The organism is Variovorax sp. Sphag1AA (genome assembly GCF_014192575.1).
In the GTDB taxonomy this organism is placed as follows: domain Bacteria; phylum Pseudomonadota; class Gammaproteobacteria; order Burkholderiales; family Burkholderiaceae_C; genus Variovorax.
In genome coordinates, this window is sequence record NZ_JACHYC010000004.1 from 399,042 (window position 1) to 422,243 (window position 23,202).

Genomic DNA, 23,202 nt, shown 5'->3' on the forward strand with positions numbered 1-23,202 from the left:
TTCGTGCTGCTTCGCGACGCCGGCGCGAATCAATCCAGATCTATCCGGTGCCGCTCGCGGCGGTGGCATTGGCGGCGGCAGCCGCCGCCGGCCGCAGGGACGCGGCCACTTCCTTGGTCCGCTCGCGCAGCCAGCGCGCCGAGCTCGACGAATGCGTGCGCTCGTGCCAGAGCTGGTAGTACATGAGGCGCGGCAGCGGCACGGGGCATTCGAGGATCGCGACCGGCAGCCGGTCGACGTAGCGCTCGCAGTACTGGCGTCCCGTGGTGAGCACCAGCAGGCTCGACGCCACCATGTCCGGGATCAACCCGAAGTGCGCGCAGCGCGCGGTGATGTTCCGCTGCCGGCCCATCTCGTCGAGCATCTGGTCGATGATCCCGCGCGCGCCGGGGTGCGTGGCCGTCGGCGCGACATGCTCGGCGGCCAGCCAGCTTTCGAAATCCCAGCCGCGCCGCACCGCCGGATGGTCCTTGTTGACCAGCGAGACGATGTCGTCGCCGAAGAGCCGCGCCATATGCAGGTCTTCCGGCGGCTTGAGCCAGTTGCCGATCACCACGTCCACCTGCCCCAGCGAGAGGTGCGCGTGGTAGTCCGAATCGGACGACAGCGGATGGATCTCGATATGGCACATCGGCGCCTGGCTCTTGATGCGCGCGACGAGCTGCGGCAGGAAGAGCGGGTCCATGTAGTCGCTCGCGGCGATGCGGAAGGTGGTCTGCGCGGTCTGCGGATCGAAGCCGCGCGCGTCGCTGAACAGCATCTCGGCCGAGCGAAGGATCGCCGCCGCGGGCTCGATCATGCGCAGCCCCGCATCGGTCGGCACCATGCCCGACCCGGAGCGCACCAGCAGCGGGTCGCCCGAGAGCTCGCGCAGCCGCTTGAGGGCGGCCGACACGGCGGGCTGGTACATCCCCAATCGGATGGCCGCGCGCGAAACGCTGCGATCGGTAAGCACGGTGTGTAGGACCCGAATAAGGTGGAGATCGATCTTGTCGAGTAGCGCCTGGTCTCTCATGACTGCCCGCAATGGTCTGGAAGATGCGGGCAGTTATACAGACAGCGCGCCGCTACATGAAGCGCCCTCAGGCGGCCGCGTTTTGCACCGCGGTGATGGCACGCAGGATCGACTCGCTGGTCGCCGGCGCGCGCAGCGGCGGATCGACCTTGTGGTCGCCCACCGACGACACCGCATCGCGGATCGCGAAGAACACCGAGAACGGCAGCAGGAGCGGCGGCTCGCCGACGGCCTTGCTGCGGTGGATCGAATCCTCGAAGTTCTGGCCTTCGTACAGCCGCACGTTCAGGACCGGCGGGCAGTCATTGGCGGTCGGGATCTTGTAGGTGCTCGGCGCGTGGGTGGTCAGCAAGCCGGTCTTCGGGTGCCACACCAGCTCCTCAGTCGTGAGCCAGCCCATGCCCTGAATGAAGGCGCCTTCGACCTGGCCGATGTCCACCGCCGGGTTCAGCGACTTGCCGGCGTCGTGCAGGATGTCGGCGCGCAGCAGCTTCCATTCGCCGGTGAGCGTGTCGACGATCACTTCGCTCACCGCCGCGCCATAGGCGAAGTAGAAGAACGGGCGACCCTGCATCTTGTCCTTGTCCCAGCTCAGGCCGGGCGTGGCGTAGAAGCCGTCGGACCACAGTTGCACGCGATCGAGGTAGGCCTCGCCCACGACCGTCGCGAAAGGCAGCGTACGGCCGTTGACCTCGACCTTGTCGTTGGCAAAGCGCACCGCCGATGCATCGCCGCCATGCCGCGCCGCAGCACACGCAGCCAGCCGTTCGCGGATCTGCCGCGCGGCGTCTTGCGCGGCCTTGCCGTTCAGGTCGGCACCGGTGGAAGCCGCGGTGGCCGAGGTGTTGGCGACCTTCGTCGTGTCGGTTGCGGTGACGCGGACGCACTCGAAGCTGACGCCCAGCTCATGAGACACCACCTGCGCCACCTTGGTGTTCAGGCCCTGCCCCATTTCGGTGCCGCCGTGGTTCACCAGGATCGAGCCGTCGTTGTAGACATGGACCAGCGCGCCGGCCTGGTTGAAGTGCTTGACGTTGAACGAGATGCCGAACTTGAGCGGCGCCAGCGCGATGCCGCGCTTGAGCACCGGGCTCGTCGCATTGAACGCCTCGATCTCCTCCCGGCGCACGCGGTAGTCACTGCTGGATTCCAGGTCGGCCACCAGTTCGTGGATGACGTTGTCGACCACCGTCTGGCCGTACGGCGTCACGTTGTTCTCCGTCTTGCCGTAGAAGTTGACGCGACGCACATCCAGCGGATCGCGCCCCAGTTCGCGGGCCACGCTGTCGAGGATGTTCTCCATCGCGATCGCGCCCTGGGGGCCGCCGAAGCCGCGGAACGCGGTGTTGCTCTGCGTGTTGGTCTTGCCCGAGAAGCCGTGCATCTCCACGTTCGGCAGCCAGTAGGCGTTGTCGAAGTGGCACAGCGCGCGTGTCATCACCGGGCCGGACAGGTCGGCCGAGTGGCCGGCGCGGGACACCATCGTGATCTCGGCACCGAGCAGCCGGCCTTCGTCGTCGTAGCCGACTTCGTATTCGTACCAGAAGCAGTGCCGGCGGCCGGTGATCATGAAGTCATCATCGCGATCCAGCCGCAGCTTGACCGGCCGCTTGAGCTTGTTTGCCGCCACCGACGCCACGCAGGCGAAGAGTGCCGACTGCGATTCCTTGCCGCCGAAGCCGCCGCCCATGCGACGGCATTCGACGTGGACCTCGTTGGCATGCAGGTGCAGCGCATGCGCGACCAAGTGCTGCATCTCGCTCGGATGCTGCGTCGAGCAATACACATGCATCGCGCCGCCTTCCTTCGGGATGGCGTAGCTGATCTGGCCTTCCAGATAGAACTGCTCCTGCCCACCGACGTCGAGTTGCGCCTTGAGCCGGTGCGGCGCCTTCGCGATCGCGGCCTTGGCGCCGCCTTCGTCGGTGTTGCGCACGAGGTGCATCGGCGGTACGACGTACTGCTCTTTCGCGTGCGCTTCCTGTGGCGTGAGCACCGGCGGAGCAACCTCGATGTCGAGCGCCGCCTTGGCGCGTGCGGCAGCGCGGCGGGCGGCGTCGCGGGTCTCGCCGATCACCGCGAAGACCGGCTGGCCCATGTAGCGGATGTCGCCGCTGCAGAGGATCGGGTCGTCATGAATGATCGAACCGCAGTCATTGCTACCCGGGATGTCCGCTGCGGTCAACACCGCAACCACGCCCGGCATGGCGCGGATCGCTTCGAGGTTCATGCCCTTGAGCCGGCCGTTCGCCACCGGCGACAGGCCCAGCGCGCAATGCAGCGTGCCCGCGAGTTCGGGAATGTCGTCAATGTAGGTCGCCTCGCCCGCAACGTGCAGCGCGGCCGACTCGTGCGGGCGACTGATACCCACGCGCGCGCCGTCGCCATGCGCCTTGGCTTCCGCGTTCACGTCGATGCGCGCGGCGGCATTGGAGACGTAGTCGGCAAAGGCCTCGGCCGACTTGAAGAGCTTCGGATCGATCGGCTTGTTCATGTCAGGCTCCTTCCACGGCGACGGCATGCGGCATCACGCTCCACACGCTGGTGGCTTCGACCGGCAGCGGGTCGGTCGTGCGCGTTTCCAGCCACAGGCGCTGCAGCAGGTTCTGCGCCACTTGCAGGCGGTAATCGGCGCTCGCGCGCATGTCGGTCAGCGGCGTGAAATCCTTGGCCAGCGCCAGCTTGGCGGCGTTGACTGTGGCTTGCGTCCACGGCTTGCCGACAAGCGCGGCCTCGGCATTCGCGGCACGCGTGACGGTCGCGGCCATTCCGCCGAAAGCGAGGCGCACTTCCTTCACCACGTCACCGTCGAGATCGATCGCGAAGCCGGCGCACAGCGCCGAGATGTCGCAGTCGAAACGCTTGCTGATCTTGTAGGCACGCACCTGCCGCGCCAGCGCGGCCTTGGGAATCGCGAGGCCCTGCACGAACTCGCCCGGCTCCAGGCGATTCTTCATGTAGTCGATATAGAAGTCCGGCAGCGGCATGCGGCGCACATCGCTGCCGCGGCGCAATTCGATCTCGGCATCGAGCGACATCAGCACCGGCGGCGAATCGCCGATCGGCGAGCCGTTGGCGACATTGCCGCCGATGGTGCCCGCATTGCGGATGGGCGGCGAGGCAAAGCGCAGCCACACGTCGGTCAGGCTCGGAACACGCCGCACGAGCGCCGCGAAGGCAGATTCAAGCGAAGCGCCCGCGCCGAGGTAGAGCTCATCCGTGCGCTCCTCGATCGTCTTCATCTCCGCCACGTCGCCGATATAGATGATGTCGCCGAGGTCGCGGAACTGCTTGTTGACCCACAGGCCGACGTCGGTCGAGCCGGCGAGCAACTGCGCCGCCGGCTTGGCCTGGCGCAGCGCGGCGAGCTCGTCCAGCGTGGTGGGCGCATGGAAATGGTCGAGCCGCTGGCCCAGCGGCGCGGCGTAGTCGAAGGTGCTCTCGTGCTTCAGCGCAGTCAGCGCCTCCACAACCGGCTTCGTGTCGAGGCGCGTCGCCGGCAAATCGAACATGCGCTGACCGGCGTCGAGGATCGGCCGGTAGCCGGTGCAGCGGCACAGGTTGCCCGACAGGTCGTCGGCCAGCTGCTGCCGCGTCGGGCGCGTCTGGCCTTCCTGGTGGTGTTCGTAGGTCGACCACAGCGACATCACGAAGCCCGGGGTGCAGAAGCCGCACTGCGAGCCGTGACAGTCGACCATCGCCTGCTGGACCGGATGCAGGCGCTGCACCGGGTGCTTGTCATGCTGCTGTGCGTCATGGCCGTGGCCGCATTGGGCCTTCAGGTCCTCGACCGTGAAAAGCGCCTTGCCGTGCAAGGTCGGAAGGAACTGGATGCAGGCGTTCACCGTTTGCAAACGCAGCCCGCCGATCGCGCCCTTCTCGCCCGGCTCGGCCAGCTCGCCGATCACCACGGTGCATGCACCGCAATCGCCCTCGTTGCAGCCTTCCTTGGTGCCGGTGCAGCGGGCGTCCTCGCGCAGCCAGTCGAGCACCGAACGGGTCGGGTGCACGCCGCTGATGTCGACGATCCTGCCGCGGTGGAAAAACTGGATGGGTTGCGTACTCGTTGTCATGCTCATGCTCGTGGGGGCGATCAAGAATCGGGCCAGACGGAAGTTATTCCTTTAATGCCCTCGATGCATATGGGCATGCCCATATCGGCTATGTGGTGGGAGGTATGAGGGGCCCGGGTAAACCCGAGCTCACCCCCAGCCTCGCCCACTGCGTGTGGCTCTGACACCCCCTTCCAGGGGGCAACCCCGGCGGCCCGGCGGAGCCGGTTCCGCGGGGTTCCTGGGCTGGGCGCAGTGATTCAGCGCCGGTCACCTCTCTATGAAAAGGTCCTTGATCACTTCGCGCAGCCAGCGGTTTGCCGGATCGGCCTCGAAACGCTTGCTCCAGTGCAGCGAGACGGTGAAATCGCGCAGTGGAAAGGCCGGTTCGACGATGGCGTAGTGGCCCTCTTCCGCGAAGCCGCGCGCGATGTTGCGGGGCATCACCACGGCAAGGTCGGTCTCGCGGACGATGGCCGGCAGCACCATGAAGTGCTCGGTGGTGAGCCGCACGCGGTCTTCCAGGTTGAGGAGCTGGAGGATCCGGATGGTCTCGGCATGGGTACGCACTGCCACGTATTCGAGCTTGCGCAGCGTCTCGAGCATGGCCTGCCCGGTGCGCCGTGCCCGTGCGAAGGGATGGCCCTTTCGCAACAGCACGATGTAGCGGTCCTTGAGCAGCATGACGCGCTGGGTGTCGCGCACCTTGGGCAGGAAGCCGAAGGCGAAGTCGATGCGGCCGCTGTCGAGCGCGGGCGCGATCTCGCTCGGCAGGAGCGGCAGCGTCTCCAGCCGCACGCCCGGCGAGAGTTCGCCGAGCCGCGCCATCAGCGCTGGCAGGAAGCGGCCTTCGCCGATATCGCTCATGTGGATGCGGAAGGTCTTGCGCGATTCGGTGGGCTCGAAGCGATCGGGCTCGCTGAGCGCTTCCTCGAGCGTCCCCAACGCCGACTGCACCGCACGCGCGAGGCGCTCGGCACGCGGCGTGGGCGCCACGCCGCCCGGGGCGCGGATGAAGAGCGCGTCCTTGAGCAGCAGGCGCAGCCGGCCGAGTCCGTGGCTGGCCGCAGGCTGGGTGAGGCCCAGCAATTCGGCCGCCTTGCTCACGCTGCGCGCGCGATAGACGGCGTCGAAGAGACGCAGCAGATTGAGGTCGATGGCATCGATATGCATGGCGTTCATATTGCTTAGCTCGATTATTTTATTGAAGGGCGCGCACCGGTCTCGCACACTCCCGGGTGGCATCAAGCCCCACAACGAGAAGGAGACATGACATGGCAAAGATCCGTCAGCAAGCGGCCGTCGCCGCTCTGCTTTGCGCGGCGACCGTCGCATGGGCTCAGCAGCAACCGGCCGAAGAGCCCGGCTGGGCCAAGGGCCGGCCCAAGACCGACACCGCCATGAAGATGGCGCCGGTGCCCGCATTCCCGATCCCGACGGCGGTCGACCAGCTCCCGACCAAGAAATTCAAGCTGCCGCCGGGCTTCAAGGTCGAGACCTGGGCTTCGGGCGTGCTCGACGCGCGGGGTCTCCGTCAAGGCCCCAACGACAACATCCTCGTCAGCACCCTCTTCGTGGGCAACAAGGTCTACGCGATCCCAGAGAAGGGCAAGCATGAGGCCAAGGTCATCATCGACAAGATGCCTTTCGCGACGGGCATCGAGTACCAGAACGGCTCGCTCTTCCTCGCGACCAACACCCACATCTACCGCTACGACAACGTCGACGGCAAGCTCGACAACCTCGGCACGCCGACCACCATCTACGACAAGCTACCGGGAGGAGGAGACCACAGCTGGAAGTTCCTGCGCATTCGCGACAACAAGCTCTACTTCGAGATCGGCGCGCCCTGCAACATCTGCGATCCGGGCGAATACGCCAAGCTCTACCGGATGAACCTCGACGGCAGCAACATGGAAACGGTTGCCTCGGGCGTTCGCAACACGGTGGGCTTCGATTTCGATCCGAAGACGGGCCACCTCTGGTTCACCGACAACGGCCGCGACTGGCTCAGCGAAGAACTGCCGAACGACGAGCTCAACGAGGTGACGGGTCCGAACCAGCACTTCGGCTATCCGTACTGCCACCAGGGCAACATCCCCGATCCTGAATTCGGCTGGGGCAAGAACTGCGCCGACTACAAGAAGCCGAACGCACTGCTCGGCCCGCACGCCGGGTCGCTGGGGCTGAAGTTCTACAACGGCAAGATGTTCCCGGCCAAGTACCAGGGCGCGATGTTCATCGCGCGCCACGGCCCGTGGAACCGCACCGTCAAGTACGCCGATATCTCGGTCGCATGGCCGGACGGCAAGGGCGGCGCCAAGGTCGAACCCTTCATGACCGGCTTCGTCGAGAACAACAGCTACCTCGGCCGCCCGGTGGACTTCCTGATCATGAAGGATGGCTCGATGCTGGTGAGCGACGACCACGCCGGTGCGATCTACCGGATCAGCTACGGCAAATGAGGGGCGCCGCAAGACACGCCACCATCGCAGCGACAGCCGCTCTCCTGTGGCTCGCGGGGGCTCCCGCGAGCGCCCAGGGCACGCAGGGCGGGGCGGGCAGCTACGCACAGCGCTACGCGGCGCTGTGCGCGGCCTGTCACGGAGCCAACGGGCGAAGCGACATGCCCGGAACACCCGTGCTGGCCGGCCAGCACTCGTTCTACGCAATCACGCAGCTCTTTCTTTTCAGGGAGGGCCGCCGATCCAACGAAGCCATGACCGCGGTCGCCAAGACCATGAGCGACCAGGACATGCGCGGCTTTTCGGAGTTCATCGCCACGCTGCCGCCGGTGCCCGCGCCGCCGCCGGCCACGCAGCCCGATGCGGCACGCATGACGAAGGGGCAGGCACTCGCGCAGCAATACAAGTGCGCGATGTGCCACGGCGCCGACTTCAGCGGCGGTCAGCAGGTGGCGCGCCTCGCGCAGCAGAAAGAAGACTATTTGCAGATGACGCTACGTGAATTCCGCTCCGGCAAGCGGCCGGGCTACACGATGGCGATGACCGAAGCGCTGAACGGCATCGCGCCAGAGGACCTCGACACCCTCGCCTACTACATCGCAAGGGTGAAATAGGCCCACCCCCAGCCTCGCCCACTTCGTGTGGCTCGGACACCCCCTCAAGGGGGCGCACCCGGCGGCCCGGCAAAGCCGGTTCCGCGGGTGCCCTGGAAGGCGCGCGCACATGCACATCTTTATGGAGTAAGACAGTTGGAAGTTTCGTTTAGCAAGGAAATCGAAGCGCTACGCCTCGGCGCCGGCGATACCTTTCACGGCGAGGGCATCCTCGCCATCACCAAAGGCCTGCTGCAATCCGGCGTGGCCTACGTCGGCGGCTACCAGGGCGCGCCGGTGTCGCACCTGCTCGATGTCATGGTGCAGGCCAAGCCGTACATGGACGAACTCGGCGTGCACGTCGAAGCCTGTTCCAACGAGGCTTCGGCGGCAGCGATGCTCGGCGCATCGATCCACTATCCACTTCGCGGCGCAGTCACCTGGAAGTCGATCGTCGGCACCAACGTGGCCGCCGATGCGCTCTCGAACCTCTCGTCGCCCGGCGTGCGCGGCGGCGTGTTGATCGTTGTCGGCGAGGACTACGGCGAAGGCGCTTCGGTGATCCAGGAGCGCACGCATGCCTACGCGCTCAAGTCGAGCATGTGCCTGCTCGATCCGCGCCCCGATCTCGGCGTGATGGTGAACATGGTCGAGCATGGCTTTCGCCTCTCCGAGCAGTCCAACATGCCCTGCATCATGGAACTGCGCATCCGCACCTGCCATGTACGCGGCAGCTTCGAATGCAAGGACAACCTGGCCCCTGCGGTCTCCACGCGCGCACTGATCGAAGAGCCCGCCGGCTTCGACTACATGCGCCTCGCGCATCCGCCAGTCACCTTCCGCCATGAAAAGCTCAAGGGCGAAGAACGGCTGCCCGCCGCGCGGCGATACATCGCCGAGCACAAGCTCAACGAGCTGATGCCAGGCAAGCACACCGAACTCGGCATCGTGGTGCAGGGCGGGCTCTACAACGCCCTCATTCGCAGCCTGCAGCAACTCGGGCTCGCCGATGCCTTTGGCGCGACCGACATTCCACTGCTGGTGCTCAACGTCACCTATCCGCTGGTGCCGGAAGAAGTCGCGGACTTCTGCGTCGGCAAGCGCGCGGTGCTGGTGGTCGAGGAAGGCCAGCCCGAGTACATCGAGCAGGAAATCGCCACCCTGCTGCGCCGTCGCGACATCCAGACTGCGCTGCACGGCTGCGACATGCTTCCGCCCGCGGGCGAGCTCGGCGTCGAGGCGCTGTCGGGCGGACTCGCGACCTTCGTGCAGCGCCATCTGCCGGACCACGCGCAGGATTCGGCGCAAGGCTGGCTCACCGGCAACCGCGATCGCCGGGCCGCCGTCGCAGCGAAGCTCGAAACCCCGTTGCCCAACCGCCCGCCGAGCTTCTGCATCGGCTGCCCCGAGCGCCCGGTGTTCTCCGCGCTCAAGCTCGCGCAGCAGGACAGCGGGCCGGTCCACATCGCCGCGGACATCGGCTGCCACGCCTTTGGAACTTTCGAGCCCTTCTCGATGGGCCATTCGATCCTGGGCTACGGCATGAGCCTCGCAAGCCGCGCGGGCGTGTCGCCGATGATGCAGCGACGCGTGCTGTCGATCATGGGCGACGGCGGCTTCTGGCACAACGGACTGCTCACCGGCGTGCAGAGCGCACTCTTCAACGGCGACGACGCGGTGCTGATGATCTTCAAGAACGGCTACACCTCGGCGACCGGCACGCAGGACATCATCTCCACGCCCGACGATGAAGTGAAGGCGCATGCGGTCGACAAGCAGCAGAGCCTGGTCGACAAGAACCAGACGATCGAATCCACGCTGAAGGGCCTCGGCGTGCAGTGGATGCGCACCGTCCACACCTACGACGTGGACAAGATGCGCAAGACGCTCAACGAGGCCTTCACGAGCAGCTTCAACGGCCTGAAGGTGATCATCGCGGAGGGCGAATGCCAACTGGAGCGGCAGCGCCGCATCAAGCCCTGGATTGCGAGCCTGCTTCGCCAGGGCCAGCGCGTGGTGCGCGTGAAGTACGGCGTCGACGAGGACGTGTGCAATGGCGACCATGCGTGCATCCGCCTGTCGGGCTGCCCGACGTTGACGATCAAGGACAACCCCGATCCGCTGAAGGTGGATCCGGTGGCGGTGGTAATCGACGGCTGCGTGGGCTGCGGGCTGTGCGGCGCCAACGCACACGCGGCCACGCTGTGCCCGAGCTTCTATCGCGCCGAGGTGGTGCAGAACCCCAAGTGGCATGAACGGCTGCTGCACAGCCTGCGCGGCACGATCGTCCGCGCCCTTCAGCCCGCATGACGAACATGAACCGCACACAACCCATCACCCTCCTCATCTGCGCACTCGGCGGTGAAGGCGGCGGCGTCCTGACCGAATGGCTGGTCGACATCGCGCGCCATGCCGGCTATGCGGCGCAGAGCACCTCGATCCCCGGCGTCGCGCAGCGCACCGGCGCGACCACCTACTACGTCGAAGTCTTTCCGGTGCCGCTCGCCGAACTCGGCGGTCGGCGGCCCGTGTTCAGCCTGAGCCCCGTGCCGGGCGCGCTCGATGCGATCGTGTCGTCGGAGCTGCTCGAAACCACGCGCCAGATCGGCAACGGCATGAGCACGCCGCAGCGCACGCTCGTCATCACGTCGTCGAGCCGCACACTCACCACAGCCGAGCGCATGCAGCTCGGCGACGGCCGTGCCGATGCACAGCGGCTGCTCGATGTGGTGAAAGCCTTCAGCCGCGAACATCACGTGTTCGACATGGGCGCCGCCGCGCGCGACGCGGGCACCGTGGTGAGTGCCGTGATGCTCGGCGCGATTGCCGGCAGCGGGCTCTATCCGTTCCCGCGCGAAGCGTACGAAGAGGTCGTTCGCGGAAAGGGCGACAAGGTCAGCAAGATGGCCGAGGCCAGTCTGCGTGGCTTCTCCAAGGCTTTCGACGCAGTCAACACGCCGCGCCAGCAGGCCGCCATGGTCACCGGCCTGCTCGCTGGATCGAAGGACGAAGCGCCCATCACGAGCGGATTGCCGCAGGCCGTCGCAAGTCTGTTTCCGCCGGCGGTGCAAGACATGCTCGCGCTCGGACATGCCCGCGTGCTGGACTACCAGGATGCGGACTACGCGCAGCTCTATGTGGATCGACTACAGAAGGTGCTCGCGGCGGAACGCGCTGTTGACCCGGCGGGCGCGCAATCCTTCGCCATCACGCGCGAAATGGCGCGCTGGCTCGCCCTGTGGATGGCCTTCGACGACATCGTGCGCGTCGCGGAACTCAAGAGCCGCGCGAGCCGTGCGCAGCGCGTGCGCGAAGAGGTCAAGGCAGGCGACGAAGACATCGTGAAGGTCTACGACCACTTCAAGCCCGGTGCGCCCGAGTTCGCCGCGCTGCTTCCGGCATCGCTGGCCGATCGCGTGACTGCATGGGATCGCCGGCGATCCACGCCATGGGCGCTGCCGCTCAAGGTCGGAAGCCATTCGGTGTTCGGCATGGCATCTTTGCGGCTGCTCGCGTCGCTGCGCTGGCTGCGCCGACGCGGACAGCGCTTCTCGCAGGAACAGGCGCTGATCGACCGCTGGCTCGATGCGGTCGTCAAGGGCACGCAAGTGAACTGGCGACTGGGCCACGAGATCGCGTTGTGCGGTCGCCTCATCAAGGGCTACGGCAGCACCAACGAACGCGGCAAGCACAACCTGCTGCACGTAATCGACCACCTCGCGATCGCGCCGCTTCCCGATGGTTCGCCCACGGCGCGGGCCGATGCGATCGCCGCCGCGCGCAATGCAGCGCTCGAGGACGAGGCCGGCACCGCGCTCGACGCCACGCTGGTGCGCCACGGCGCGCCGCCGCGCCCCATCAAGGAGCAGCCGATCCGCTGGATGAAGCGCACGCCCAATCCGGCGTCGCATGCGCGTTGACTCTCAAGGTAAACGCCGATTTACGACCACGCGGACTCTTATAAAAAATAATTGAATTGCGCACCGCACAAATAAGACAAGACGCGCGCAACCCCATCGACGATTTCAACAACACTTTCGAAGGAGACATCCATGTCGACATCCCGCTTCATGCCCTCGGCCGCCACACGCGCCGTCCTCGCCCTGTCGGCGGTTCTGGCGCTGGCCGGCGCCCCCGTGCAGGCGCAGGACAAACCCGTCCAGATCAAGATGTCGAGCTGGGTGCCGGCGCAGCATCCGCTGAACCCGTCGCTGCAGGCATGGGCGGACGACATCAAGAAGGCATCGAACGGCACCATCACTGCGGTGCTGTTCCCGTCGGAGCAACTCGGCAAGGCCTTCGACCACTACGACATGGCGCGCGACGGGATCGCCGACTTCGCTTACATCAACCCGGGCTACCAACCGGGCCGCTTCCCGATCATGGCGGGTGCATCGCTGCCCTTCCTCTTTGCCAACGGCAAGGGCGGCTCCGCCGCGATCGACGCGTGGTATCGCCAGTACGCTGCCACCGAGATGAAGGACGTGAAGTTCTGCTTCGCCTTCGTGCATGACCCCGGCACCTTCCACGCCCGCAAGAAGATCGTCTCGCCCACCGACATCAAGGGCATGAAGATCCGTCCGGCCACCAGCACCATCGGCCAGATGGTGACCTCCCTCGGTGGCACCAACGTGCAGGCCTCGGCGCCCGAATCGCGCGACATGCTGGAGCGTGGCGTCGCCGACGCGATCACCTTCCCGTGGGGCTCGATCCTGCTCTTCGGCATCGACAAGGTGGTGAGCTATCACATGGATGCGCCGCTGTACGTCACGCCTTTCGTCTGGGCGATGAACAAGAGCAAGTACGACAGCATGTCCGTCGCGCAGAAGAAGGTGATCGACGACCACTGCACGAGCGAGTGGGCCGAAAAGGTCGCTACGCCATGGGCCGACTTCGAATACGGCGGCCGCGCGAAGATCGCCGCGCAGTCGGGCCATGAGGTCTACAAGCTTACGCCCGAGCAACTCGATGCATGGCGCAAGGCCACGGCACCGGTCGAAGCCCAGTGGGCCGAGAGCGTGAAGAAGGTCGGCCAGGATCCGAAGGCCGTGCTGGATTCGCTGAAGGCCAGCCTCGTCAAGTACAACTCGGCGCTGTGATGGCGGCTGGAAGCGACAACGCCCCGAAGAAAACAGGGGCGGCCGGCGACCGTTTCATCAACGCGATCGAATGGCTCGCCGCCTTGTTCGTGGGGATCGTCGCGCTCAACATCTTCCTCGCAGTGGTGTTGCGCAAGTTCTTCGACACCTCGATCCCCGATTCGTACGACTTCGGCCGGATGCTCCTGGGCATCCTGATCTTCTGGGGCATTGCAGCGACGAGCTACCGGGGCGGCCACATCACGGTCGACCTCGTGTGGACCGCCGCGAACCCGCGCATGAGGCGCTGGATCGACGTCTTCGCCACCGTGGTGCTGCTCTTCGTGGTCGCGGTGCAGACCGCCACGCTGTTCGACAAGGTGCGCGCCACCTATGTCGACCATGTGCTGACCTACGACATGAACATCCCCACCTGGCCCTTCTATGCAGTGGCCTGGCTCGGCGATGTTTCCGCCGTGCTGCTGATCGCGATCCGCACCTGGCGACTGATCTTCCACCCTGAACTTCTACATGACGAGAAGCCCGAGATGAAGGCTGACGAGTAAGCATGAGTACTGATGCAATCGCCATCCTTGGCTTCTTCGCACTTTTTGCATTGATGCTCCTGCGCGTGCCGGTCGGCATGGCGATGGGGCTGGTCGGCGTCACAGGCTACGCATCCATCGTCGGCATCGGGCCGGCGCTCAAGCTGGTCGGACAGACTTCGATGCGCACCGTGACCGACTACACCTTTGGCGTGATCCCGATGTTCATGCTGATGGGTGCGCTGGTCTCGGTGTCGGGCGTGAGCCGTGAGCTCTTCAAGGCCGCGAACTCACTGATCGGCCACCTGCGCGGCGGCCTCGGTGTCGCGACCGTGCTGGCCTGCGGCGGCTTCGCGGCCATCTGCGGATCGTCTGTCGCCACGGCGGCGACTTTCTCGGCTGTGGCCTATCCGGAGATGCGGCGCTTCAACTACCCGCAATCGTTCTCCACCGGCGTGATCGCCGCGGGCGGCACGCTGGGCGCGATCCTGCCGCCGTCGACGGTGCTCGCGGTCTACGCGATCCTCACGCAGCAGGACATCGGCAAGCTGTTCATGGCGGGCATCGTGCCCGGCATTCTCGCGATGACGATGTACGTGTTGACCATCATGGTGATCGTCAAAGTGCGTCCGGGCTGGCTGCCCGGCGGCGAGGCCAAGCCGTGGTCGGAACGCGTGGCCGACCTGAAGAACGTGTGGGCGCCGCTGGTGCTCTTCATCTTCGTGATCGGCGGACTCTACGGCGGCTTCTTCACACCGACCGAAGCCGGCGGCGTGGGCGCGAGCGGTGCGTTCATCCTCGGGGTGCTGCGGCGCAAGCTCGACGGCCCGAAGATCCGCGAGGCGCTCCTCTCGGCCACGCGCACGGCGGCTGCGGTGTTCACGGTGCTGATCGGCGCCCTGCTCTTCGGCTACTTCCTGACGATCACGCAGAGTCCGCAGAAGCTCACCGAGTTCCTCACCGGCCTCGGCATCGGACGCTACGGCGTGCTCGCGCTCATCATGCTGATGTACCTCGTGCTCGGCTGCCTGATGGACGCGATGGCGATGATCATCCTCACGGTGCCGATCATCTACCCGGTCATCGTGCACCTGGGCTTCGATCCGATCTGGTTCGGCGTGATCATCGTGATGACGGTGGAGCTTGGCTTGATCCACCCGCCGGTGGGTATGAACGTGTTCGTGATCAAGAGCGTGGTGAAGGACGTGAGTTTCACGACGATCTTCAAGGGCGTTCTGCCGTTCATCCTGACGGACATCCTGCGGCTGGTGATCCTGATCGCGTTCCCGATCATTGCCTTGTGGCTCCCAACGAGAATGGGCTAGAACAAAGCTCACCCCCAGCCTCGCCCACTTCGTGTGGCTCTGCACCCCCTCGCCGGGGGCAACCCCGGCGGCCCGGCGAAGCCGGTTCCGCGGGGTTCCTGGTCTCGGCGGGATGCTGGCTGCCCTTTTTCAGAAGACACTGAATCCATGAGTATCGAAGTCATCTACACCGTGCGCGTCGAATTCGGCGACTGCGACCCCGCCGGCATCGTCTGGTTTCCCAACTTCTTCCGCTGGATCGACGCCGCGTCGCGCCATTTCTTCGCAGAGCGCGGCGTGCCGCGCTGGGAAGAGACGGCGCAGACCATGGGCGTGATCGGCACGCCGCTCGTCGATACGCACACGCGCTTCGTCAAGAGCGCGAGCTACGGCGACACGCTGAACGTCGCGGTCACGATTCCCGAGTGGCGCGAGAAGAGCTTCGTGCAGCGCTATCGCGTGATGCGTGGCGAAGACCTGATCCTCGAGTGCGAAGAGGTGCGCATCTTTGCGGCCAAGCGCGAAGGTGGTGGCATCCGCGCGGTGCCGATTCCGGCGGAAATCCGCGAGCTCTGCTCAGCGCCCGCCTGAGCCCGGCGGGCGCTCCTGCACGAGCGTCCAGAGTGCCTCGGCCGCCGGCGCCATTTCCGCGCGCTGGCGGTAGAGCCTGATCTCGACAGGCACGTTCCACTCGGCCGAAGCAGCCGCCACCAACGCGCCGCTCTTCAGTTCAGCCGCGATCAGGCTCTTCGGAAGCCACGCCACGCCGCGCCCTTCGAGCGCCATCGTCTTGAGTAGCGCCGCATGGTGCGCCGTGAACACGATCTCCACGCCCTGCGATAGCGTCGGCACGGTCCCGTCACCGAACACCTGACGCATCCGCGCACGCATGATGCGGCCGAGCCCCGAGGGCTCGCTGTACGCCAGCACCGAAACCGGCGCGTCCGCAGCATCCAACGAATGCATCGCGCCGCCGGCCGCGCCCTGCGGCGCGGAAACAGGCAGCAGCACGTCGTCCGACAGGCGCAGCATCGGAAACTCCGCCTCGTCGAGCCGCCCCGGCACCTCGCGGTGCCCGTGGCACAGCACGAACTGCACGCGACGCTGCAGCGCCAGGTCCTCGCAGGCATGAAAGCTGTCGGAAATGGTCTGGATCGGCCCGAGCCGCAACTGCGATTCCAGCCCACCCAGCCACTGCGGAAAGAAGGTGAGCGACAGCACATGCGTCGCCGCAAAGAGCAGGCTCGCCGCCGCCTGGTCGTGCGCGGCCCGCGCCTTGATGCGCGCGGACTCCAGTCGGGCCAGGGTGTCCTCCAGCAACGGCTGGAAGCGTCGACCCGCAGCCGTCAGCGCGGCCGGATGCGCGCTGCGATCGAACAGATCGACGCCCACCCATTCCTCCAGCGCGCGGATGTGCCGGCTGAACGCGGGTTGCGCGATGTTCCGCGCCTGCGCCGCGCGGGAGAAATTGCCGCTTTCGGCAAGCGCCAGGAAGTCCTCCAGCCATTCCAGATCCAGCGGTCGGTTTCCCGGGCCCATGCGGTGCGTCCTTTCTCGGTTTCTCCGTGGAGATAGTTGTATGCGAATCGGGTATTGGACCGTATGTGCCCCCCGACGGGAAGATTGCCCCATCGACACCCAAGCACTCAACAGGAGACGACTGCATGCCTTCCATCGCGAACTACAAGGGGATCATTCCCGCCATTTCGTGCCCCTTCACCCGTGACCACAAGATCGACGAACCCGCGCTGCGCAAGCTGGCGTCCTGGCTCGCCGGCCATGACGGCGTGGTCGCGGTCATGACCAACGGCCACACCGGCGAGGTGTTCGCGCTGACGCCCGCGGAACGCGCCGAAGTCACCCGCATCGTGGCCGATGAGCTCAAAGGTCGGCTGCCGGTAATCTCGTCCATCGTCTGCGAAGGACTGGCCGATGCCGCCGATCACGCTCGCGCCGCCAAGGAAGCCGGCGCCGTGGCGCTGGACGTCATGCCGCCCCACCACTGGCTGCGCTTCGGCTTCACGCCGGGCCACGCGCTGCAGTACTTCGAGGCGATCCACAAGGCGGCGCCGGAGCTCGACCTCGTGTGCCACGTCTACCCGGCTTGGACGCGCGCTTCCTACTCCTCGAAGCTGCTGGCCGAGCTGGCCCGGCTGCCCTACGTGCAGGCCTTCAAGGTCGGCCAGCGCGACATGAACAAGTACGCCCGCGACATTCAGGCGATCCGCGAGGCCAACGCCTCCAAGGCCATCCTGACCTGCCATGACGAATATCTGCTGGCCTCGATGGTGCAAGGCGTCGACGGGGCGCTGGTCGGCTTCGCGACCTTCATCCCGCAACTCATCATCGACCTGTGGAATGCGGTGAAGGCCGGCGACCTCAAGCGCGCAATCGAAGTGCAGGCCATCATCACGCCGCTCAAGGATGCGGTCTACGGCGGCGGCGAGCCCACGGGCGAGGCCCACGCACGCATGAAGGGCGGCATGTACCTGGCCGGCGTGCTCGACGACGCGACGGTGCGCCCGCCCACCGAAGCGCCCAACGCCGAAGAAGTCGAAGCCCTGCGCGCCGCAGTCAAGCGTGCCGGCCTGCTCAAGCGCTGATTTCACCGCCCGGAGCCGGTGCGGGTTCGGCCGGCTCGCTCAAACAACGATCCAGGAGACAAGAGACATGCGACGCAAGCACTTCATCCGCGCCGCGCTGGGCGCCCTCGCCCTTGCGGCGACTACCAGCGGCTTTGCCCAGACATATCCGAGCAAGCCCGTGAAAGTCGTGATCCCGTTTCCGCCCGGCGGCACGCTCGACTTCGTGGGCCGCCTGCTGGCGCAGAAGCTCGCCGATCAGCTGGGCCAGCCCTTCGTGGTCGAGAACCGCGCCGGCGGCAATGGCGTGATCGGCGGTGACGTGGTGGCGAAGGCGCCAGCCGACGGCTACACGCTGCTGTTCAATGCCTCGACCTTCACGACAGCGCCGATGACGATGAAGTCGGTGCCCTACAACGTCAACCGCGACTTCGCGCCCGTGGCGCTGGTGGCCAAGGCCCCGCTGTCCGTGGCGATCAACAAGAAGCTGCCTATTACCGACGTCAAGTCGCTCATCGCGTACGCGAAGGAGCATCCGGGCAAGATGACCTTCGCGGTCGGATCGGTCGGATCGGCAGGGCATCTTTCCACCGAGCTGCTCAAGCGCGCGGGCAACATCGACTATCTGATCGTTCCCTACAAAGGCACTGCGCCGGCCTTCCAGGACTTGATCGGCGGACAGATCGACGGCTTCATCGATCCGATCCTGGGCTCGCTGCAGTACCACAAGAGCGGCATGCTCCGCGTTGTTGCGGTGACATCGGCGCAGCGCGCATCCAGCCTGCCTGATGTGCCGACAGTGGCGGAGACGATTCCCGGGTTCGAGTTCTACAGCTGGTATGGCCTGTGGGCGCCGGCCAAGACGCCACCCGAGATCGTGCAGCGCCTCAATGCCGAAGTGAACAAGGCGCTGTCCGGCGACATGAAGGACAAGCTCAAGGAACAGGGCCTGCTGCTCGCACCCGGCAGCGCGGAGGAATTCGCCAAGTTCCAGGGAGGCGACATGGCGCGTTCCCAGAAGATCGTGACCGAGGGGAACATCCATGTCGAATGACATGCGCCATGCCGTTGTCACCGGCAGCAGCAGCGGCATCGGCCGGGCGATCGCGGAATCGCTGCTGGCCGCGGGTTGGCGCGTCAGTGGGCTGGATGTTGCACAGCCGGGCATCACGCATGCCGCGTTCACGCCGGTCGAAGTGGATCTGTCGAGAGGCGAAAGCATCGCCGCTGCCGCTTCGGCACTGCAGGACGCCGATGCGCTCGTGCATGCGGCCGGCGTGCTTCGCGTCGGTCCACTCGGCCAACTGGACCACGCTGGCGGCGAACTGATGTGGCGCCTGCACGTGGATGCCGCCACCCGCATCGCCGATGCGATCGTGCCCGCGATGGCGCGTCGCAAGCATGGCCGCGTCGTCTTCATCGGCAGTCGCGTCGCGCAAGGCATGCCGGGGCGTGGCCAGTACGCAGCCACGAAGGCAGCACTCATTGCGCTGGCGCGAAGCTGGGCAGCCGAAGTCGCGGATCAGGGCGTGACCGTGAACGTCGTCTCGCCCGCTGCCACAGCCACCGGCATGCTGGCCGACCCCGCGCGAGCGGGCAGTGCACCGCGCCTGCCTCCCATCGGAAGGCTGATCGAGCCCGCCGAGATCGCCGACCTCGTCGGCTTCCTGCTGTCACCGTCCGCCGCCGCCATCACTGGCCAGGACATTGCCATCTGCGGCGGCTCGTCGCTATCGCGCTGAACCGCTGCCCTTTCATTTCCTGTCACCCATCGAAAGCATCATGAAAATCGTCGACATCATCGAATCCACGCGCCCGATCAAATCGGACATCCGCAACGCCTACATCGACTTCTCGAAGATGACCCTGAGCCTCGTCGCCGTGGTCACCGATGTGATCCGCGACGGCAAGCCGGTGATCGGTTATGGCTTCAACTCCAACGGGCGCTACGGACAGGGCGGACTGATCCGCGACCGCTTCCGTCCTCGCGTGCTCGAAGCCGATCCGGCGTCGCTCATCGACGAGACCGGCGACAACCTCGATCCCCACAAGATCTGGGCGCGCATGATGATCAACGAGAAACCCGGCGGCCACGGCGAGCGATCGGTGGCCGTGGGCACCATGGACATGGCAGTGTGGGACGCCGTCGCGAAGATCGCGGGCAAGCCGCTCTTCCAACTGCTTGCAGAACGCTACGGCAACGGCAAGGCCAATCCGCGCGTCTTCGTCTACGCGGCCGGCGGCTACTACTACCCCGGCAAGGGCCTCGACGGCTTGCGCAAGGAAATGGAGAGCTACCTCGCGCGCGGCTACTCGGTGGTCAAGATGAAGATCGGCGGCGCCACGCTCGCCGAAGATTGCGAGCGCATCGAGTCGGTGCTCAAGATCCTCGGCCCCGGCCAGCAACTCGCCGTGGACGCGAACGGCCGCTTTGATCTGCAGACCGCCGTCGACTACGCGAAGGCGCTATCGCAGTACCCGCTCTTCTGGTACGAGGAAGCTGGCGATCCGCTTGACTACGAACTGCAGGCGAAACTCTCTGAGGTCTACGCGGGACCGATGGCGACTGGCGAGAACCTGTTCTCGATGCAGGATGCGCGCAACCTGATTCGCCACGGTGGCATGCGACCTGACCGCGACTGGCTGCAGTTCGACTGCGCGCTGAGCTACGGGCTTGTCGAATACCTGCGTACGCTGGACATGTTGAAGGAGTACGGATGGTCACCGAGCCGCTGCATTCCGCATGGGGGGCACCAGATGTCGCTTGCAATCGCGGCGGGGCTCGGGCTTGGGGGCAACGAGAGCTACCCCGATCTCTTCCAACCCTATGGCGGCTTCCCTGATGGGGTGCGGGTGGACAACGGGTATGTCAATCTGCCGGCGCTGCCGGGGATTGGGTTTGAGGGGAAGGCGGATTTGTATGCGGAGATGAAAGCGTTGAGTGTTTGACTGACGGTCGCGCAAGAGCCAAATTCGTCGCCTGCCTCCACGTCACAACAAAAAAGCCCCAGGTCGGGGCTTTTCAAAACTACGCTGTTCTATTACGGAGCCGCTACAGCTACGGGACAGGCTACAGGGGCAAACCTTGCGTCAGCGGTCGTTGAGCACGACCAGGTTCCCCCGGGCGTTCTCGTCCACGTGACAATGGCTGCTTGGAGGGCCTGCGCAGCGTTATTTCCGAACGTGGCCACAATCGTCGTGGCGTCCGTCGCGGCGGCGGGCATGGTTACCGTAGGAACACCTGTGCCAGCGGGCACCGTTGCTCCGGGAGCCGAGTTCCCACCGGTTGCCTGGAGATTGGAGCCGGTGGCCTGCGGATCGCACTGGGTGGCACCAACGGTTGCGTTGGTCGCCAACGTCAAGCGACCGTCAACAAGGCAGCCCTCGATCGCGGTCTTAAGCGCTCCAGCCTCCCCAACCACACGAGTGACCTGTGACTTAGCGACATAGGTTTGATACTGCGGGATTGCGACTCCAGCAATGATTCCAATGATCGCCACAACGATCATCAATTCAATCAGCGTGAAGCCCCTCTGGGCCGAACGAATAGCACTCTTCATTTATTGCTTTCAGTTGATTTAGAGAATCTCAGGACCTCCCTGAGCACTCGTTCAACTGCAGAAGACGTGCCCGAAGCTGATGCATGGACAGGACAACGGCGTCCAGACAGTTGGCAAGATTCTTTCCATGCCACCTGCATTTTTGGCACGCTTCTGGCCATGCCATGGCCCGACGCCCTTCATGCCAACGAGCGTCTGAATCCTTAGCCGACGATCTTCGTTAAAAGTGTTGCCCGCAACGCACGCATCTGCTCGCGAGCGATAACGTGGCCGCGTACCGCCGCATCGGCCAGCCACCGAAGCGCCATGTCCTCATCCTTTGGAACACCTGCACCTGACAGGTAGCAATGCGACAAGCATTGCATCGCATTCGGATGTCCCTGCTCAGCGGCTAGCTGAAGCCAATAGCGTCCGGCGTCTGGTCGTCCAGTCGAGATGAACATTTCTCCAATGTCTGCCTGCGCTTCTGCATCACCCGAATCGGCCTTGACTAGCAAATCCATGTCTTCGGGTGCAACGCCGCAATCCGCAAGCTTGAGAACATCTTGCAATGCGACCATCGCTCGGCCACGGGTGTCGGGCTTGAGCTTGCAGACAGTGCCGTCCTCGATGCGCCTCCACCAGGTGCGCTGGCTGCGCCCCGTGATTGCGATGACCGCTTGGACGCTGATCGGAATCGTTGCGGGCGCGGACGAACGGGTTGGAGATTTGCGCCTGCGACTGATGAACTCCGAGATCCTGGTGGCCGACTTGATGGTGAAGCAGCCACTTTGGGCCGGTGGTTGATGTGTATCGCGCTCGGCATAGGCGCGACGAGCCATGATTCCCACTGACATGGTTGTAGTTCTCCCTTGGTGCAAGACCCCGGGGTGGGGCGCCGGAGCACTCTAGGAACGTGAACAGCCGCGGGCTATGAGAAACGTCTCAGTTCTGGCTCGAGCTGCGTCTGAGCGCCGTCGAACGCTGCAGCGAACGAAGGAGAGCGGCCTTGCAAGCGTCACTCACGCAGCCTGATACGGCTCAGGCTAAGTCCGCATATCCCCCGCCATGCGCCATACACCCTTTGGAAGACGACTCCAGCACGCCACACGTGTCCAATCGACCCAAGCGGCACCGCACGCGCCAGCCGGCTTTCGCCCAACCGAGAGGAGGCTCCCATGCCCAAACTCGCCCTGTGCATCGGCATCAACAACTACCCCGGCACCGACATGGATCTCGCCGGCTGTGTCAACGACGCCAACGACTGGGCCGCCGAGCTGACCAAGCGCGGCTTCAGCGTGCGCAAACTGCTCGACGAGCAGGCCACGAAGGCCGGCATGGTCGATGCCTTCAAGCACATCGTCGGGCAGGCGGTAAGTGGCGACGTGGTCGTGATCACCTACTCGGGCCATGGCACCTACCAGTACGACACCAACGGCGACGAGGCCGACGGGCTCGACGAGGCGCTGTGCCCTCACGACATCCGCTTGATCAACGCCGCGCTGATCGACGACGAGATCCATGCGATCTTCATGACGCGCCGCGACGGCGTGCACATCGTGCTGATTTCCGATAGCTGTCACTCAGGGACTGTGAACCGCGCGCCGCCGAACAGCGCGGACAAGGAGGCTGGGAGGATGCCGCGCTTCATGCCGATGAAGGCATGGATGTCCGCGGAGAGCCTCGCCAAAAGTGGACCGGGCGGCGGCCCGGTGCCCGCCGACGCGAAGCATGCAGCTTCCGCGGCGCTCGCAAGTGCGCAGCAGGACGACGCCGGCGACGTCCTCATGGCGGGCTGCGAAGAAGGCGAGAACCACTTCAGCTACGACGCGACGTTCGCGAACCGCTCCAACGGCGCCTTCACCTTCTACGCGCTGAAGGCGCTGCGGGCCCTGCCCGCGAACGCGAGCTACACGCAGTGGTACGCGGCATTGGCGGACGACCTGCCTTCCACACGCTATCCGCAGAAGCCGCAGATCCAGGGCAGCGCGGAGGCGCGAGACCGCGCGATCTTCACCTGACGCGCTCG

20 protein-coding genes are annotated in these 23,202 nt (G+C 65.5%); 13 read left to right on the forward strand and 7 right to left on the reverse strand.

The features are described from left to right. Window positions 1-40: 40 nt before the first annotated feature. The 4 genes from FHW64_RS17985 to FHW64_RS18000 form a co-directional block, all read right to left on the reverse strand. Window positions 41-1,015, reverse strand: a complete 975-nt coding sequence (locus FHW64_RS17985) for a LysR family transcriptional regulator (RefSeq protein WP_184528642.1) — start codon at window positions 1,013-1,015, stop codon at window positions 41-43. A gap of 67 nt (window positions 1,016-1,082) precedes the next feature. Beyond that, window positions 1,083-3,509 carry a xanthine dehydrogenase molybdopterin binding subunit gene (gene xdhB, locus FHW64_RS17990; RefSeq protein WP_184528644.1) on the reverse strand — a complete coding sequence of 809 codons (2,427 nt, stop codon included), beginning with the start codon at window positions 3,507-3,509 and terminating at the stop codon, window positions 1,083-1,085. A 1-nt stretch (window position 3,510) separates the two neighbouring features. Then, window positions 3,511-5,094, reverse strand: a complete 1,584-nt coding sequence (gene xdhA / locus FHW64_RS17995; protein WP_184528646.1) for a xanthine dehydrogenase small subunit — start codon at window positions 5,092-5,094, stop codon at window positions 3,511-3,513. Between the two features lie 243 nt (window positions 5,095-5,337). Then, window positions 5,338-6,249 carry a LysR family transcriptional regulator gene (locus tag FHW64_RS18000; RefSeq protein ID WP_184528648.1) on the reverse strand — a complete coding sequence of 304 codons (912 nt, stop codon included), beginning with the start codon at window positions 6,247-6,249 and terminating at the stop codon, window positions 5,338-5,340. 92 nt (window positions 6,250-6,341) lie between these two features. Here FHW64_RS18000 and FHW64_RS18005 point away from each other — a divergent pair, with 92 nt between their 5' ends. The 8 genes from FHW64_RS18005 to FHW64_RS18040 all read left to right on the forward strand — a co-directional run bounded on the left by FHW64_RS18005 (window position 6,342) and on the right by FHW64_RS18040 (window position 15,643). Further along, on the forward strand, window positions 6,342-7,532 hold the full coding sequence (locus FHW64_RS18005; RefSeq protein ID WP_184528650.1) for a sorbosone dehydrogenase family protein: 1,191 nt from the start codon (window positions 6,342-6,344) through the stop codon (window positions 7,530-7,532). Then, window positions 7,529-8,146 carry a c-type cytochrome gene (locus FHW64_RS18010; protein ID WP_184528652.1) on the forward strand — a complete coding sequence of 206 codons (618 nt, stop codon included), beginning with the start codon at window positions 7,529-7,531 and terminating at the stop codon, window positions 8,144-8,146. The genes FHW64_RS18005 and FHW64_RS18010 overlap by 4 nt, the downstream gene beginning before the upstream one ends. Window positions 8,147-8,281: 135 nt before the next feature. After that, window positions 8,282-10,435, forward strand: coding sequence for an indolepyruvate ferredoxin oxidoreductase subunit alpha (locus FHW64_RS18015; RefSeq protein WP_184528653.1), 2,154 nt, complete (start codon window positions 8,282-8,284; stop codon window positions 10,433-10,435). A 5-nt stretch (window positions 10,436-10,440) separates the two neighbouring features. Further along, window positions 10,441-12,045, forward strand: a complete 1,605-nt coding sequence (locus FHW64_RS18020) for an indolepyruvate oxidoreductase subunit beta family protein (protein WP_184528654.1) — start codon at window positions 10,441-10,443, stop codon at window positions 12,043-12,045. A gap of 132 nt (window positions 12,046-12,177) precedes the next feature. After that, window positions 12,178-13,224 carry a TRAP transporter substrate-binding protein gene (locus FHW64_RS18025; RefSeq protein WP_221210372.1) on the forward strand — a complete coding sequence of 349 codons (1,047 nt, stop codon included), beginning with the start codon at window positions 12,178-12,180 and terminating at the stop codon, window positions 13,222-13,224. Continuing rightward, entirely contained in the window at window positions 13,224-13,769 is a 546-nt protein-coding gene (locus FHW64_RS18030) for a TRAP transporter small permease (protein ID WP_184528656.1), read from the forward strand. Before FHW64_RS18025 ends, FHW64_RS18030 begins: the two co-directional genes overlap by 1 nt. Window positions 13,770-13,771: 2 nt before the next feature. After that, window positions 13,772-15,073, forward strand: a complete 1,302-nt coding sequence (locus tag FHW64_RS18035) for a TRAP transporter large permease (protein ID WP_184528658.1) — start codon at window positions 13,772-13,774, stop codon at window positions 15,071-15,073. A 147-nt stretch (window positions 15,074-15,220) separates the two neighbouring features. Continuing rightward, on the forward strand, window positions 15,221-15,643 hold the full coding sequence (locus FHW64_RS18040) for a thioesterase family protein (RefSeq protein WP_184528659.1): 423 nt from the start codon (window positions 15,221-15,223) through the stop codon (window positions 15,641-15,643). Here FHW64_RS18040 and FHW64_RS18045 read toward each other — a convergent pair. Continuing rightward, complete coding sequence (locus FHW64_RS18045; RefSeq protein ID WP_184528661.1) at window positions 15,629-16,591, reverse strand: LysR family transcriptional regulator; 963 nt, start codon at window positions 16,589-16,591, stop codon at window positions 15,629-15,631. The two genes, FHW64_RS18040 and FHW64_RS18045, sit on opposite strands and share 15 nt — an antisense overlap. Before the next feature lie 125 nt (window positions 16,592-16,716). Between FHW64_RS18045 and FHW64_RS18050 the strand changes: the two genes are divergently transcribed. From FHW64_RS18050 to FHW64_RS18065, 4 genes are all read left to right on the forward strand, one after another. Continuing rightward, complete coding sequence (locus FHW64_RS18050) at window positions 16,717-17,655, forward strand: dihydrodipicolinate synthase family protein (RefSeq protein ID WP_184528663.1); 939 nt, start codon at window positions 16,717-16,719, stop codon at window positions 17,653-17,655. A 67-nt stretch (window positions 17,656-17,722) separates the two neighbouring features. Continuing rightward, window positions 17,723-18,688, forward strand: a complete 966-nt coding sequence (locus tag FHW64_RS18055; protein ID WP_184528665.1) for a tripartite tricarboxylate transporter substrate binding protein — start codon at window positions 17,723-17,725, stop codon at window positions 18,686-18,688. Continuing rightward, the gene (locus FHW64_RS18060; protein ID WP_184528667.1) at window positions 18,678-19,376 is read left to right on the forward strand and encodes an SDR family NAD(P)-dependent oxidoreductase; all 699 of its coding nucleotides are present in this window, start codon (window positions 18,678-18,680) and stop codon (window positions 19,374-19,376) included. The genes FHW64_RS18055 and FHW64_RS18060 overlap by 11 nt, the downstream gene beginning before the upstream one ends. A gap of 40 nt (window positions 19,377-19,416) precedes the next feature. After that, window positions 19,417-20,583: a mandelate racemase/muconate lactonizing enzyme family protein gene (locus tag FHW64_RS18065; protein WP_184528669.1), complete on the forward strand. Its 1,167-nt coding sequence runs from the start codon at window positions 19,417-19,419 to the stop codon at window positions 20,581-20,583. Between the two features lie 92 nt (window positions 20,584-20,675). On the opposite strand, the gene FHW64_RS18070 is transcribed toward FHW64_RS18065, so the two are convergent. Both FHW64_RS18070 and FHW64_RS18075 read right to left on the reverse strand, forming a co-directional pair. Next, entirely contained in the window at window positions 20,676-21,194 is a 519-nt protein-coding gene (locus FHW64_RS18070; protein ID WP_184528671.1) for a pilin, read from the reverse strand. Between the two features lie 203 nt (window positions 21,195-21,397). After that, a complete protein-coding gene (locus FHW64_RS18075; RefSeq protein ID WP_184528673.1) occupies window positions 21,398-22,030 on the reverse strand; it encodes a tetratricopeptide repeat protein in 633 nt (210 codons plus the stop codon). Between the two features lie 321 nt (window positions 22,031-22,351). On the opposite strand from FHW64_RS18075, the gene FHW64_RS18080 reads away from it, so the two are divergent. Further along, on the forward strand, window positions 22,352-23,194 hold the full coding sequence (locus tag FHW64_RS18080; RefSeq protein WP_184528675.1) for a caspase family protein: 843 nt from the start codon (window positions 22,352-22,354) through the stop codon (window positions 23,192-23,194). The last annotated feature ends 8 nt before the right edge of the window (window positions 23,195-23,202 follow it).

Excerpts from the sequence above, each read along its gene's own strand:
- FHW64_RS17985 (WP_184528642.1), bottom strand. The coding sequence starts at position 1,015 with ATGAGAGACCAGGCGCTACTCGACAAGATCGATCTCCACCTTATTCGG.
- xdhB (WP_184528644.1), bottom strand. The coding sequence starts at position 3,509 with ATGAACAAGCCGATCGATCCGAAGCTCTTCAAGTCGGCCGAGGCCTTT.
- xdhA (WP_184528646.1), bottom strand. The coding sequence starts at position 5,094 with ATGAGCATGACAACGAGTACGCAACCCATCCAGTTTTTCCACCGCGGC.
- FHW64_RS18000 (WP_184528648.1), bottom strand. The coding sequence starts at position 6,249 with ATGAACGCCATGCATATCGATGCCATCGACCTCAATCTGCTGCGTCTC.
- FHW64_RS18005 (WP_184528650.1), top strand. The coding sequence starts at position 6,342 with ATGGCAAAGATCCGTCAGCAAGCGGCCGTCGCCGCTCTGCTTTGCGCG.
- FHW64_RS18010 (WP_184528652.1), top strand. The coding sequence starts at position 7,529 with ATGAGGGGCGCCGCAAGACACGCCACCATCGCAGCGACAGCCGCTCTC.
- FHW64_RS18020 (WP_184528654.1), top strand. The coding sequence starts at position 10,441 with ATGAACCGCACACAACCCATCACCCTCCTCATCTGCGCACTCGGCGGT.
- FHW64_RS18025 (WP_221210372.1), top strand. The coding sequence starts at position 12,178 with ATGTCGACATCCCGCTTCATGCCCTCGGCCGCCACACGCGCCGTCCTC.
- FHW64_RS18030 (WP_184528656.1), top strand. The coding sequence starts at position 13,224 with ATGGCGGCTGGAAGCGACAACGCCCCGAAGAAAACAGGGGCGGCCGGC.
- FHW64_RS18035 (WP_184528658.1), top strand. The coding sequence starts at position 13,772 with ATGAGTACTGATGCAATCGCCATCCTTGGCTTCTTCGCACTTTTTGCA.
- FHW64_RS18040 (WP_184528659.1), top strand. The coding sequence starts at position 15,221 with ATGAGTATCGAAGTCATCTACACCGTGCGCGTCGAATTCGGCGACTGC.
- FHW64_RS18045 (WP_184528661.1), bottom strand. The coding sequence starts at position 16,591 with ATGGGCCCGGGAAACCGACCGCTGGATCTGGAATGGCTGGAGGACTTC.
- FHW64_RS18050 (WP_184528663.1), top strand. The coding sequence starts at position 16,717 with ATGCCTTCCATCGCGAACTACAAGGGGATCATTCCCGCCATTTCGTGC.
- FHW64_RS18055 (WP_184528665.1), top strand. The coding sequence starts at position 17,723 with ATGCGACGCAAGCACTTCATCCGCGCCGCGCTGGGCGCCCTCGCCCTT.
- FHW64_RS18060 (WP_184528667.1), top strand. The coding sequence starts at position 18,678 with ATGTCGAATGACATGCGCCATGCCGTTGTCACCGGCAGCAGCAGCGGC.
- FHW64_RS18065 (WP_184528669.1), top strand. The coding sequence starts at position 19,417 with ATGAAAATCGTCGACATCATCGAATCCACGCGCCCGATCAAATCGGAC.
- FHW64_RS18070 (WP_184528671.1), bottom strand. The coding sequence starts at position 21,194 with ATGAAGAGTGCTATTCGTTCGGCCCAGAGGGGCTTCACGCTGATTGAA.
- FHW64_RS18075 (WP_184528673.1), bottom strand. The coding sequence starts at position 22,030 with ATGTCAGTGGGAATCATGGCTCGTCGCGCCTATGCCGAGCGCGATACA.
- FHW64_RS18080 (WP_184528675.1), top strand. The coding sequence starts at position 22,352 with ATGCCCAAACTCGCCCTGTGCATCGGCATCAACAACTACCCCGGCACC.